The following is a 14,646-nucleotide window of genomic DNA, read 5'->3' as shown; positions in this document are numbered from 1 at the left end:
TATAAGGCGGGTTCATATTACTGGGATAGGACAATTATTTTATCTTGTGCATTTTTCTGCCAAAGCATATACTGTATACAGCAATGAAACTTGCAAATACAGTATATATAAAGGAGAAGAATATGCGTAAAATAATTGGGAAAAGAGTAGGTACATGTCTGCTTGTGTTTTCGATGCTCTTTACGGGGAGTGGGATGACCGCAATGGCAAAGACGACGTTAAAGCGAGGGACAGATGTGGAGACAAAGACAGGCAGCATTGTACTGGATGGAAATGATATCAAGGCAGATAATGTCAATGGTCTGACATACAAAGGCTTTGGCATGTTAAGCGGTAATTCGACAAGTGATCTTTTATTGGATTACAAAACACAAAACCCTGTAAAATATGCAGAGCTGATGCAATATTTATTTGGTGGAGAATATCCGATCTTTACCCATGTTAAACTGGAGATGGGAAATGACCGTAATAACTCAACCGGACCGGAAAGTGCAACAATGCGTACAAAAGGAGAAAGTGCGAATGTTATGCGCAATCCGGGCTGGCAGATCGCAGCAGATGCCAAAAAGATCAATCCGAAAGTAAAGGTCAGTATTTTAAGCTGGAATACACCGACATGGGTGACAACGACAGAAGAAAAATATTACTGGTATAAACAGAGCATTCTGGCAGCTTATGAAAAATACGGTTTTATGGTGGATTATATCAACCCGAATGTCAATGAAAAATGGAATTTAAGAACCGATGTTGCAAATACAAAGAGTTTTGCAAGCTGGATCGCAGCAGAAGATGCATCAACGATTCCGGATGCAGAAGCATTAAAACTGTATCATAAGATCAAACTGATCGTATCGGATGAAGCAAATGTAGTCAGTGACAGTGTAACAAGAAAATTAAAAGCTGATGCAGATTTCATGAATGCCGTGGACGTGGTTGGTTACCACTATAAGACAGCAGATGATAATAACGGTGGAATGACATGGCTTGCCCAGGAGCAGGATAAAGAGGTCTGGAACAGTGAAGAACAGGCAACCTTTTCGAATTCAGCATTTCGTCCGGCTAATAATAATCAGGATCCTACCGTGACAGGAACCGGGCTCGGTGGAGCAGGCAGTGCTTTAGAGATGGGAAATACCGTGATCAAAAGTTTTGTGGAATCCCGCCGGAGTCATGTGATCTATCAGCCTGTTGTCGGTTCTTTTTATGAAGGAGCACAATTTTCATTTAAAGAATTGGTCAGCGCAAGAGATCCATGGTCAGGATGGATGCATTATGATGCAGGATTACTTGTACTTGCTCATATCAGTAAATTTGCGGTGACCGGCTGGGAAAATGACGATAACACAGCCGGAATCTGGAGAGGTGTTCCTTCGGCATCAAAAGCGAGTGCAATACAATCAAGCTCAAGCAATGCAGTGGACGGACGCAATGGTGGCGAAAATTATGTGACACTTGCTGCACCAACAAAAGATAATTTTTCTACAGTAGTAGTCAATGATAGTGAATATCCAATGACATATACCTTAAAGACTACAAATATGAATCTGAAGGCAGACCAGAAGTTAGAAGTCTGGGAGACAAGAGCAGCCGATGAAGGTGCATTTAATGAAAATTATATGAAATGCACACAGTCGTTGACAGCCGATGAGCAGGGCGTGTATCATTTCGCGGTACAACCATATTCTACGGTTACGGTTACTTCTTTAGAAGTTGCAGACAGTGCAGAACATACACAAAAGCTGCCGGTAGAAGGAAAACGTACGGTTCTTGATACCGACCGGACAGGGGATGTTCAAAATACTGAAGATGCTTATCTTTATGCAGATGATTTTGAATATAAAGGAAAGACGGTACCGGTATTAGATGGTAAAGGTGGCTTTACCGGAGAGACACAGGATTATATCACAGCAAGAGGTGGTCAAAAAGGCGCCATGGCACGTTATACACATACGCTAAATGGAGCTTTTGAAGTATATCAGAGCAGAAATGGCAATCATGTGTTACGACAGCAGTCTGATCAGACTTCAACCGGAGTAGGAAGTGCATGGAATGCCGGAGATCCGGTGACTACGATTGGAGATTTCCGATGGACGAATTATACAGCAGCCGTTGATGTTTTGTTTGAACGTGCGGCACAGGGGCAGTATGCACAAGTAGGTATCCGTCAGACCGGTTCTTCTCATAAGATTACAGACAGCAGCGGATATTCTTTGAAAATCAAAGATAATGGTGAATGGGCATTATATCGTAAAACCGTTACAACAGACGGAAAAGAGCCGCAGGCATTAGCTAGCGGCACGGTGGATGAAGCACAGATTACACCGGGAACATGGTTCCAGATCAAACTTCGTGGAGAAGGAAATCTGATCAAAGCTTATATCAATAATGTGGAAGTCGGTTCGTATGAAGACGATACACCGATCACTTCAGGAAGAGTTGCATTAGGATGCAGCAGCACCTATACCCGTTTTGACAATCTTGCAGTTACAAAGATCAATGGTTTTGCACCATATTATTCGGAATATATTGATAATATGGAAACATATGATCTGACAGAGCAGAAGAATCAGAAGTTAGAATATAATGATAAATGGTCCATTACCTGTGCAAACCAGGGAATGTATGTATACCAGAGAAGTATATCTAAAAATACGGAAGCCGGAGCAACATTAAGTTATACATTTGACGGAACAGGTTTTGAAATCCTTGGTGAGAATGCCGGAGGAAAAGCAAAACTGAATGTAACGATCGATGGCAAGGAGTATCAGACGGATGCATCGATCAAGCGTGCAAGTAATATGTGCACGACCTATCAGGTGAACGGTTTAGAAAATGGAAAACATACATTTACGGTAGAAGTAGCAGAAGGAACTTTAGTAGTCGATGCGATCGCTATCCTTGGTGATATCTATACCGGATCGGAAGTTGATGTTTTGCCAAAAGAAGGAACAGAGACAAATCTTCCGGAAGAAGAACTCCCAACCGAACCGGTTCAGACACCACAGCCAACAGTCACACCGACACAGGAGCCAACGATGATACCGACACCGCAGCCGACACAGATACCACAGCCGACAGCAGGCACTTCACCAACACAAAAACCGACTACGGAAACAATCAAAAAGGGAACAAACTGGAAAATAAACGGTATGGTTTTTGAGGTGACAAATGCAAAGAAAAAGACGGTAAAATGTAAAAAGGCGATCAGCAAAAAAGTAAAGAAAGTTACGATACCGGCTGTGGTTGTCGTGTCAACAAAGAGTGGTAAGCAGTCATTTACCGTGACGGAAATTGCACCAAAAGCATTTAGCAATTGTAAAAAACTGAAAAAAGTTGTGATCGGTAAAAATGTAACACAGATCGGCAAAGAAGCATTTTCTAAAGACTCCTCTTTACAAAAGATTACGTTTCAGACAACAAAATTAAAAAAGGTTGGAAAAAATGCGATCAAAGGCATAGCTAAAAAGGCAGTTCTGACCTGCCCAAAGAAGAGCAAAAAAGCATATCAGAAGATTTTTACAAAAAAGACCGGTTTTCAAACGAAGATGAAATGGAAATAAAAGTTAGCTCTTGCAAAGTAAAAAAAAGTATGATATAGTGATATGGTGTGTTTTATGCGTATAAGACACAGGAAACAAATAATAAGCACGTATGCGGATTGCGCTCTTGGTGCCCACGGGGTCAAGCGTTTGGAAGTATACGGAAGCAGCAAAAACCAATTTGGAGGTAAAGACATGAGTGTTATTTCAATGAAACAGTTACTGGAAGCAGGTGTTCATTTCGGACATCAGACAAGAAGATGGAACCCTAAAATGGCTGAGTACATCTACACAGAGCGTAATGGTATCTACATTATCGACTTACAGAAGTCTGTAGGAATGGTAGATACAGCATACAACGCTGTAAAAGATATCGTTGCTAAGGGTGGTAACATTCTTTTTGTTGGTACAAAGAAGCAGGCTCAGGATTCTATCAAGGCAGAAGCAGAGCGTTGTGGCATGTTCTATGTAAATGAGAGATGGTTAGGTGGTATGCTCACAAACTTCAAGACAATCCAGACTCGTATTAAGAGATTAAAAGCCATCGAAGAGATGTCAGAAGATGGTACATTTGATGTTCTTCCTAAGAAGGAAGTTATCAACCTCAAAAAAGAGTGGGATAAGCTTGAGAAGAACCTTGGTGGTATTAAGGAAATGAAGCAGATTCCTGATGCTATCTTTGTTGTTGATCCTAAGAAAGAAAGAATCTGTATTCAGGAAGCACATACATTAGGTATTCCGCTTATCGGTATTGCAGATACAAACTGTGATCCGGAAGAACTTGATTATGTTATCCCTGGTAATGATGATGCTATCAGAGCCGTTAAGCTTATTGTATCTACAATGGCTGACGCTGTTATCGAAGCAAATCAGGGTGAATCTATGGAAGAAACTGAGGAAGCTGACGCATAATCAGTGTTGACAAAAAAATAACGGAGGAATGTAAAGATGGCAATTACAGCTAGTCAGGTAAAAGAATTAAGAGAAATTTCCGGTGCCGGTATGATGGATTGTAAAAAGGCACTTGGCGAGACAGACGGTGATATGGACAAGGCAGTGGAATGGTTAAGAGAAAACGGTCTTGCAAAAGCAGCTAAGAAGTCTGGTCGTATTGCAGCAGAAGGTATGGTAGCCGTAAATGTAGCAGAGGACGGAAAGTCAGCTTCTATCGTAGAAGTAAACTCTGAGACAGACTTTGTTGCTAAGAACGAGAAGTTCCAGTCTTATGTTGCAGAAGTAGCAGCACAGGCATTAGAGACATCAGCAGCAGATTTAGATGCATTTTTAGCAGAGCCTTGGAAAGCGGATACAAGCGTAACAGTTGATGAGAAGTTAAAAGCTATGATCGCTGTGATCGGTGAGAACATGAACATCCGTCGTTTCGAAAAGGTTACAACAGATGGTTTATTGGTTTCTTATATCCATGCAGGCGGTAAGATCGGTGTTATCGTAGAAGCACAGACAGATTCTTCAAGCGATGCAGTAAAAGAATGCTTAAAGAATGTTGCTATGCAGGTTGCAGCTTTGAATCCTAAGTATGTATCATCTGATGATGTAGATGCTGATTACAAAGAGCATGAGAAAGAGATCTTACTTGCACAGGCTAAGAACGATCCTAAGAATGCAAATAAGCCTGACAATATCATTGAGAAGATGATCACAGGTCGTCTTAACAAAGAATTAAAGGAAGTTTGCTTACTTGAGCAGGAATATGTAAAAGCTGAGAACAAAGAAAATGTTGGTAAGTATGTAGAGTCTGTTGCTAAGGCAGAAGGCTGTGCATTAAAGGTTACAAACTTTGTTCGTTTTGAGACTGGTGACGGTCTTGAGAAGAAAGAGGAAGATTTTGCAGCTGAAGTAGCAGCTCAGATGAAATAAGAATCTTTCATATTAGATTGCATAATATAATAACGGATAGAGAATCCCTGATACTTCGGAATGGAGAATCAGGGATTTTTGGTTCTAAGAAGGTGACTTTATTCGAGCTTTGGTTGAAAACGACGAAAAAATGTTGTAGAATTATAAGGAATGACTGAAGTGGAAAATAGCTTAATATTTTAAGCATGAATGCATTCAGACGTGGATTTTTTTGAATTGGAAACTTTCGCGTTATTTTGGTAAAAATCAATAGAAATGAGGATGGCTATGAAAGAACAGAACACAAATTCACAGAACGAAAAGAGAGAACATAAGAAAATTCCTATTTTTTCATCTTTAAAATTCAAGATGGTTTTGATGCTGATCGTTGCAACAGCAGTGACAGCAGCTACTTTGTTATTGATTATGGTTCCGTTTTCGGAAAGACAGATTAAAAATGAGACAAAAAATTATATGTACGATATTGCACAGAGCAGCTGCTCCATTTTAGATATTATGACGTCGACAGATGATGCTGCATTAAAAGAACATTTTCAGAATGTTGGTGTAGAGGGAATTTCATCCAGCTACGCATATATTGTTTCTTCCGATGGAACAATGTTATATCATCCGACAGCAGAAAAGATTGGAAAATCCGTAGAGAATGCTGTGATCAAAGGTGTCGTCAGTGAGTTAAAGAATGGACAGAAACCGGAAAATAAAGTAGTTACATATGATTTTAATGGTGTCAATAAATATGCGGCCTATAATATCAGTAAGGATCAGTCAAAGATTGTTGTGATCAGTGCGGACGAAAGCGAAGTGTTACAACCGGTTAACAATATGATGAAGTTAGCCGTATTTGCATTAATTGTTGTCGTAGTGATCGTCAGTGCGATCGGTGCTGTTATTACAGAAATTGCATTACGTCCGATTATTCGTGTATCACAGATTGTACAAAAGATGGCAGATCTTGATTTCTCTGAAAATGAAAATACAGAAAAGATGAAGAAACGTAAAGATGAAACCGGTGTAATGACACGTTCCGTTGCACTTTTGCGTGAAGAATTAGTCGATCTGTTAGAAGGAATTCAAAAGCAGAGCGTTCAGCTTTTTAAAACTTCAGCAAACTTAGATGGTGATTCTGATGAGACACAAAAGATGGTAGAACAGGTAGATCGTGCAGTAGGCGATATTGCAACCGGTGCAACCAGTCAGGCGCAGGAAACACAAAATGCAACAGAAAATGTTATTGCAATGGGGAACATGATCGAAGATACGAATGCGGAAGCGGAACGCTTAAATGGCAATGCACAGCAGATGAAAGATTCAAGTGACCAGGCAATGCAGATCTTAAAAGAATTAAATGAGATTAATGATCGCACGAAACAGTCGATAGAAGAGGTGTATACACAGACTAATATTACAAATGAATCCGTTCAGAAGATCAAAGAAGCTACTGTTTTGATCGCATCGATTGCAGAAGAAACCAACCTGCTTTCATTGAATGCATCGATTGAGGCTGCCCGTGCCGGAGAGCAGGGAAAAGGCTTTGCTGTTGTAGCTTCACAGATTCAGAAATTAGCAGAGCAGTCAAATGAATCTGCAAGCCAAATTGATGAGATAACGAATGCTTTGATTTCGGACTCTACAAAATCTGTTGAAACAATCGCGCAGGTTCGTGATATTATGAATGAACAAAGTGAAAAGATGGAGAAGACAGATTCGATGTTCCGTCAGGTAAATACGGGTGTAGATCATGCTATGGATAGTGTTAACACAATTACAGAAAAGACAGAGCTTTTGAATCAGTCACGCGAAAAGATCATTGATGTGGTACAGAATCTTTCTGCAATTGCAGAAGAGAATGCGGCAAGCAGCCAGGAAACATCTGCATCGATCACTCAGGTTAATACAGTTGTAACTGATATTTCGGATAATGCATCAGGATTAAAAGATATTGCGTACCATTTAGAAAATGATGTAAAAAGAGTACAGCTGTAGCATTCAATAATATAATAATGAAAAAATACAGCCCTTGTCCGGTATAGACAAAGGCTGTATTTTTATTTCTTACAGATAGTAGCAACTGTTTTTGCCCGGAAGAAAGGGTTATTGTCCGGATATTTATGCAAAAACAGTAATTGGTTCATTCTCTTCGTAATGGCAGTTGAAATCGGTAAATGTTGCTGTGTTTTGCTCACCGATCGCATACATACCAAAGAGAACACCGGTAAATCCACCGGATACTTCGCTGGAAAGATAACGTGTCATTCCTTTTCCGAGAATCGTTTCTTTACCTTGTTCTTTGACTGAGAAGGTATATTCTTCATTATCAAGACGAATACAAAGATCAGCTTCCGGATTAGCAAGAGGAACTACTTTTTCTTCGTGTTTGATCGTACCGACATTTAATTTTAAGACACATTCATACTGTTCTTTATTTTTGCGGATCGCAATGTCGTAATGTTCTAATTCTGACATATATATTGTGATTCCTGCCTCGCCAGTATCAATAGAAAGATGACAGCGAAGATTTCCTTTGAAATCTCTTTGACGGATCGCAAGGAAAGTAGGAGAATCCGCTTCATCGATCGTAACAGATGTTCCACGAAGAATTGCTTTGTTATCTTCTAAAGTATAATTTTCAAGATGAGGATGTCTTAAAAAGCACCAGTCAAGATTCCAGTTCGTATTTTCAAAGGTATAAGTATCCTTTGTGATCTGCTCAAAATCGCCTTTGAGTTCATATGTTTCTTCGGCAGTTCCATCGTTACCGGCAGTAAACCATCCATCTTGATCAAAGCTCACAGGAATTAAGAAAACCTCACGTCCAAGGTTGTGGAAGGTATGCCAGATGTGGATCTGACGAAAACCGAGGCAGAGAATATGCCAGTCACCGTTTGTATCCCGGATCAGATCGCCATGACCAATACCTTGAATGATATAAGGTGCTTTGTTACGGTTGGTCAAAACAGGATTGGATTTGTAATTTTCGAAAGGTCCCCATACAGAACTGCTTCGTGCATAAGTAACCATATGACCATATTCTGTGCCGCCCTCTGCTGCCATCAGATAATACCAGTCACCGATCTTATAAAGATGAGGACTTTCTAAGTAGCGTCCACCGGAACCTTGCCAGATACAGGTGCTTGGTGAAAGTTTTTTGCCGGTTTCGATATCAATCTCACACTGGATCACGCCCGGCTTGCCGGTATCATCTGAACCATTGCTCATAAAATATGTTTTATCTCCTTCAAAATAAAGAGATGGATCGATTCCGTTCTGATCGACATAGATCGGATCAGACCATTCTTTGTGAATATCGTCCGTATATACATAGAAATGCTGGTGTGTTGTGTCATTTGTGGTTACCATATAGAAACGACCGTTATGAAAACGAATCGTAGGTGCAAAGACACCACCACTACTGTTGACTTTTTCTAACATGATCTGGTTCTTTCTGGTTAATACATGACCAATCTGTGTCCAGTTCACAAGATCGTTGCTTTCAAAAAGCGGTACGCCCGGAAAATACTGAAAACTGCTGCATACCATATAATATTTTCCGTTTGCAAAGCAGACACTTGGATCCGGATAAAATCCTTTTACGATCGGGTTATTATATTTCATCTGATTGCCCTCCCTGCGAAATTTGTTCTATCTTTGTATTTGTTCCCAACATACGATGTATTAGCAACACATTTATTCTGTTATCACATTCAGAGGAGTATACTCTAAATACAATAACGGAATTTTATATTTGTATTGTAATACTTTGTATGACTTGTATTCATTATAAGAGAAAAGAAATAAAAAGTATTTGAACAAAACGGACATGATGATAGGAAAAACGGACAAGCATCTGCGTAATGATCGTCGTACTTAGCTGATAGAATGAAACGGACAAGCATCTGCGTAATAATCGTCGTACTTAGCTGATAGAAAAACAGATAAGTGCCTGCTTTACAATCCATGCACTTATGTGTAGAATACAGATTGTGATAAAAATGATCAAAAGGATGGTATTAGAATATTGAGCAGAGAAATGACCGAATTAGAAAAATATTATAATAAATTCAATGAAGAAAAGCGCCTGACAAGGCGGCATGGTAATGTGGAATATGTGACTTCTATGAAATATATCCATAAATATTTAGAGCAGATGGAAAAACCGGCTATTCTGGATGTGGGAGCAGGAACCGGACGGTATAGTGTTGCTTTAGCCGAGGAAGGATATGACGTGACGGCAGTCGAACTTGTAAAATATAATCTTGGCATCTTAAAAGCAAAGAAGAGTTCTGTTAAAGCATATCAGGGAAACGCGATGAAGCTGTCACGCTTTGCAAATGAATCTTTTGATCTGGTATTGGTATTTGGTCCTATGTATCATTTGTATACATTTGAAGACAAGTTAAAAGTTCTTTTGGAAGCTAAAAGGGTTGCAAAAAAAGGTGGTGTGATCGCGGTTGCTTATTGTATGAACGAATTTAGCGTGATTACGCATGCTTTCAAAGAAAATTTTGCAAAGCAGAGTGTAAAGGATGGAAAATTGTCAAAAGATTTTCATTGCCAGACGACGAAAGAAGATCTGTATTCCTATGTCCGTATAGAAGATATAAATGCATTGCAAGATGCGGCCGGATTACAAAGAGAACAGATCGTTGCAGCAGACGGAGCAGCCAATTATATCCGTCCGGTATTGAATGCGATGGACGAAGAAACTTATCAGCTTTTCATTGACTATCATCTGGCAATTTGTGAAAGACCGGAATTGCTTGGAGCAAGTGCACATACACTTGATATTTTAAGGAAAGAATCAGTCTGACAAAATAATCAGGCGCTTAAAGCAGAAAGAAATGATCTGACAAAATAATCAGGCATTTAAGACGCAGAGAATACAGATAATATTTTGAGGATGAATAAAAATAAGATAGAAGAAAGATATAAATGAGAAAAAATATCTGTAGCATATGTTACGGATATTTTTTTTAGAATTGTATATTATAATGGAGCAGGAAAGAAAAATATAAAAAAGTGTACCCTTTCCTAAAAAAATGGTGATGCGCACAGAAACGATCTTATTAGCCATTTTTAACCGGTCTTATCAGCAGAAAGTGGTACAACTGTACGTCAGAAAGGAGATAAGAATGCAAGATATAGGAAAAGCAAATTTAAGAAAGGTTGCAGTGATCGGCTGCGGTTTTGTGGGATCTGCATCTGCTTTCGCGTTGATGCAAAGCGGACTTTTTTCAGAAATGGTATTGATCGATGCAGACATGGATAAAGCACAGGGAGAGGCATTGGATATCAGTCATGGTGTACCATTAGCAAGACCGATCAATATTTATGGAGGAAATTATGATGATATTGTAGATGCCGCAATCATTATTATTACAGCAGGTGCAAACCAGAAACCAGGCGAAACGAGACTGGATCTTGTTAAAAAGAATGTGAATATTTATAAATCAATCATACCGGAGATTGCATCAAGGAACTGCCATGGAACGATACTTGTAGTATCTAATCCTGTTGATATTCTGACCTATACAGCATTAAAAATAAGCGGCTTCCCGAAAAACCGTGTGATCGGTTCGGGAACGGTTCTTGATACATCGCGATTAAAACACGAACTCGGAAAACATTTAAGTGTTGACAGCAGAAGTATCCATGCATTTATCATTGGAGAACATGGTGACAGCGAGATCGCAGCTTTCAGCAGTGCAAATGTATCCGGTATTCCGGTTAATGAGTTCTGTGAGTTGCGTGGCTTTTACCACCATGAAAAATCAACCAGAGAAATTGCCGAAAAAGTCAAGAACAGTGCTTATGAGATCATTGAAAAGAAGCATGCAACTTATTATGGAATTGCTATGGCAGTCAAAAGAATATGTGAAGCGATTTTAAGAGATGAAAAGTCTATTTTACCGGTATCTTCTTATATGGATGGTGCTTATGGGATTCATGATGTGGTACTTAGTATGCCGGCGATCGTTGGAAAAGATGGTGTGGAGATGCAAGTTCCGATCTCATTGGATGATCAGGAGATTGAACGACTGAAAGAATCAGCCGAAACATTAAAAAAAGTAATACAGGGAATAGAATTTTAAGAAATAATAAAAAAGTATATGTTCCGAAAAAAAGTATACACATTCCGAAAAAAGGTCTCCTTATTTTTAGTGTTTTGATGTATAATGAAAACAAAAAGAATGATACAATAGATAAGGCAAAAAATTGAGGTGGCTGATATGGAAAATATACCCCGAATGATATGGAAAGAAGTCCGGAAAGTGATGGAAACATCCGGGACGATCTTTGAGAAAGTACGATTAGTGGATCCGGTAAAATCAAGAGAGATACGGATTACGCCGGAGGGAACTTTAAAGGAAGATACATCTTGTTTTTCGTATTTGAACGCAGATGTAAAATGCAGTAATTGCAGCAGTATCCGTGCCTATCATGAAGGTCAGACTGTTGCAAAGACAGAAAACATGCAAGACGGTATTTACCAGGTGCTTTCTAAGCCAATCAGTGTAACAGATGCCGATGGACATAGTGCTGTATATGTTATGGAGATGATCGCGAAGACAGAAAACAAAGACGATGTCAAGAAACATAAGACGATTTTGGTAGTAGAAGATCAGGAGATCAATCGAAGCATGATTGCTCGTTTGTTACAAAAAGATTATGACGTGTTAGAAGCATCGGACGGAGAAAAGTGTCTGAAAATTCTCAACGAGAATTATGCAAAAATTTCAGCGATTATTTTAGATCTGATTATGCCAAAGATGGATGGTTTTGCTGTGTTAGAGTATATGGCGAAGGACAGCCGATTTGCTAACATTCCGATATTGGTTACAACAGGAGAACGTGATTATACCAGCGAAAAGAAGTGCCTGGAACTTGGTGCATGGGATTTTATTTCCAAACCGATCAACAAAGACACCTTGCTGTTGCGTCTTCATAATATTATTGGACGAAGTAAGGTTGATACACAAGAGTATGAAAAATATCTTGCTGAGCATGATCGTCTGACCGGTCTTTATAATCGTAATAAATTCTTTGAAGTGACAAGATGGCTCTTAGACAGCAATCCGGATAAGGAATATGCATTTATCCGTGTGGATTTGGATCGTTTCCGTCTGTATAACTCTTTCTTTGGTGAAGAAGAAGGAGATACACTTTTGGTATATTTTGCAAATAAAATTCATGACAAAGTTTCTAAGTTTGGAAAGTCAGCGTTCGGACGTATCGAGTCAGATATTTTTGGCGTCTGTATTGAATATAAAGAGGAATTTATAGAAGAACTTCAGCACGGTATTGTAGAGGATCTCCGGGATTACAATACAGCTTATTACATTGAACCATCAATTGGGGTGTATCTGATCGAAGACAGAAAAATTCCGATCGAGAGTATGTATGACCGTTCCTCTATGGCTGCTGAACAATGTAAACATAAGTTTATGGCATATATCGGATATTATAATGAAAGCATGACCAAACAGCTTGTGATTGAACAGGAGATTATGAATGATGCACAGAAAGCTTTAGATAACGAGGAGTTTGAAGTTTATTTACAGCCTAAGACGATCATTCATACAGAAGAATGTTACGGAGCAGAAGCTTTGGTTCGTTGGATTCATCCTGAAAAAGGTATGATTTCACCCGGAAAATTTATCCCTGTCTTTGAAAGCAACGGTTTTATCGGCAGATTAGATTATTATATGTGGGATCATACATGTAAACTGCTTCGTAATTGGATCGATGAGGGTTTAGAGCCTGATCCGGTTTCTGTCAATGTATCAAGAGCAAATATGTATAATCCAAATCTGGTTTTTATGCTAAAAAGTTTATTGGATAAATATGACCTGCCGGCACGTTTTTTACAGTTAGAACTGACAGAGAGTGCTTTTATGGATGAGCCGGATATGATGATACAGAAAGTACAGGAACTGCAGGAGATTGGTTTTGTAATTCTGATGGACGACTTTGGAAGCGGGTATTCTTCTTTGAATACATTAAAAGATATTCCGGTGGATGTCTTAAAAGTAGATATGAAGTTCCTTGGAAACGGCGACGGGGATGGTAAGAGCGAACGAATACTGGCTTCTGTCGTAAGGATGGCAGCATGGTTAAATCTTGTTGTAATCGTAGAAGGTGTTGAAACCAAAGAACAGCGTGATTTCTTGGAGGGAATCGGCTGCGAATATGCACAGGGATTTTATTATGCAAGACCGATGCCGTGGCGTGAATACGAAGCAATCTTAAAGAATATGGAAATTCGTCATCATGTAGATGGAAAACAAAGTGATGATAATATATTGTTAGATAAGATCTGGATGACTAATCCTGAAATGAAGAGAGTCTTTCATGTGATCATGCAGGCAGCAGCAATTTTTGAATACAAAGAGGATACGATTACGCTTCTGCAAGCTAACAAACAGTTTTCGGACCGTTTTAGTATTGGAGATACTTCACAGGATTATTTAGCAAAGAATAATCATTTGATCCCGGAGTATTATATCAAGCAGATCTATCAGTCATTTGAAGAATGCGTTATGAATAAAGCAGGAGCAGAATGCGATTATCTGCAGTTAGATGATCAGGGGAAAAGTCTCTGGTATCATTTGAAAGTACAATATATTACAAAAGGAGATAACGGATATGCAATTCTTGCATTCTTTCATGATGTAACTCAGGAAAAACAGTTAGAAAGAGAAGTACAGCGTTTTAAAGCAATTTCAGCAACAGCCGGTACGGCACTTTCTAAGATGCTTGTAGTCGATGATTTAGAAATCAGTCGTGCGGTTGTAGCAGAACTTTTTAAGGATGAATTTGAAGTCGTGGAAGCATCAAATGGATTAGAGGCATTGGATGTACTCGAAGAGAATGGAACAAATATTTCTATCATATTGTTAGATATGTATATGCCGGTCATGGATGGTGCGGAATTTTTACGATGCAAGAACAAGATCAAACAATATGCAGATATACCTGTGATCATTATTTCGGCTGAAGACAGTGAAAATTGCCAGGTTGATATGTTAGAGCTTGGAGTCAATGATTATGTGACAAAACCATTTGTACCGGAGGTCGTTCGAAGAAGAGTTCGAAATGTCTTGGAATATAATAGCAGATTCCGTGATATGCAGCAGGAATACCGGAGAAATAAAAACAGAAAGTAATGCGTATAGAAAAAGAGGATCGCCAGACAACGATTTGGAACACGGATTCTCTTTTTCAACGTAAA

Annotated in this window: 8 protein-coding genes; 7 read left to right on the top strand and 1 reads right to left on the bottom strand. The window is 39.1% G+C overall.

Annotated elements, in window-relative coordinates; all coding sequences use genetic code 11:
* Window positions 1–122: 122 nt before the first annotated feature.
* The 4 genes from H8700_RS09900 to H8700_RS09885 all read left to right on the top strand — a co-directional run bounded on the left by H8700_RS09900 (window position 123) and on the right by H8700_RS09885 (window position 7,400).
* The gene (locus tag H8700_RS09900; protein ID WP_249305485.1) at window positions 123–3,560 is read left to right on the top strand and encodes a leucine-rich repeat protein; all 3,438 of its coding nucleotides are present in this window, start codon (window positions 123–125) and stop codon (window positions 3,558–3,560) included.
* 174 nt (window positions 3,561–3,734) lie between these two features.
* Complete coding sequence (gene rpsB, locus H8700_RS09895; RefSeq protein ID WP_022141143.1) at window positions 3,735–4,451, top strand: 30S ribosomal protein S2; 717 nt, start codon at window positions 3,735–3,737, stop codon at window positions 4,449–4,451.
* A 36-nt stretch (window positions 4,452–4,487) separates the two neighbouring features.
* On the top strand, window positions 4,488–5,417 hold the full coding sequence (gene tsf, locus H8700_RS09890) for a translation elongation factor Ts (RefSeq protein WP_022141144.1): 930 nt from the start codon (window positions 4,488–4,490) through the stop codon (window positions 5,415–5,417).
* 267 nt (window positions 5,418–5,684) lie between these two features.
* Window positions 5,685–7,400, top strand: a complete 1,716-nt coding sequence (locus tag H8700_RS09885) for a methyl-accepting chemotaxis protein (RefSeq protein ID WP_249305482.1) — start codon at window positions 5,685–5,687, stop codon at window positions 7,398–7,400.
* A gap of 123 nt (window positions 7,401–7,523) precedes the next feature.
* On the opposite strand, the gene H8700_RS09880 is transcribed toward H8700_RS09885, so the two are convergent.
* Window positions 7,524–9,029, bottom strand: a complete 1,506-nt coding sequence (locus H8700_RS09880; RefSeq protein ID WP_249305480.1) for a glycoside hydrolase family 43 protein — start codon at window positions 9,027–9,029, stop codon at window positions 7,524–7,526.
* 415 nt (window positions 9,030–9,444) lie between these two features.
* Here H8700_RS09880 and H8700_RS09875 point away from each other — a divergent pair, with 415 nt between their 5' ends.
* From H8700_RS09875 to H8700_RS09865, 3 genes are all read left to right on the top strand, one after another.
* Entirely contained in the window at window positions 9,445–10,224 is a 780-nt protein-coding gene (locus H8700_RS09875; protein ID WP_249305512.1) for a class I SAM-dependent methyltransferase, read from the top strand.
* 322 nt (window positions 10,225–10,546) lie between these two features.
* Window positions 10,547–11,506, top strand: coding sequence for an L-lactate dehydrogenase (locus H8700_RS09870; protein ID WP_249305478.1), 960 nt, complete (start codon window positions 10,547–10,549; stop codon window positions 11,504–11,506).
* 138 nt (window positions 11,507–11,644) lie between these two features.
* A complete protein-coding gene (locus H8700_RS09865; protein ID WP_249305476.1) occupies window positions 11,645–14,581 on the top strand; it encodes an EAL domain-containing protein in 2,937 nt (978 codons plus the stop codon).
* The last annotated feature ends 65 nt before the right edge of the window (window positions 14,582–14,646 follow it).

The organism is Jutongia hominis (assembly GCF_014384965.1).
GTDB classification, from domain to species: domain Bacteria; phylum Bacillota; class Clostridia; order Lachnospirales; family Lachnospiraceae; genus Butyribacter; species Butyribacter hominis.
Note: the sequence above shows the minus strand (reverse complement) of the source record. Positions and strands in the feature narration are given on the sequence as shown.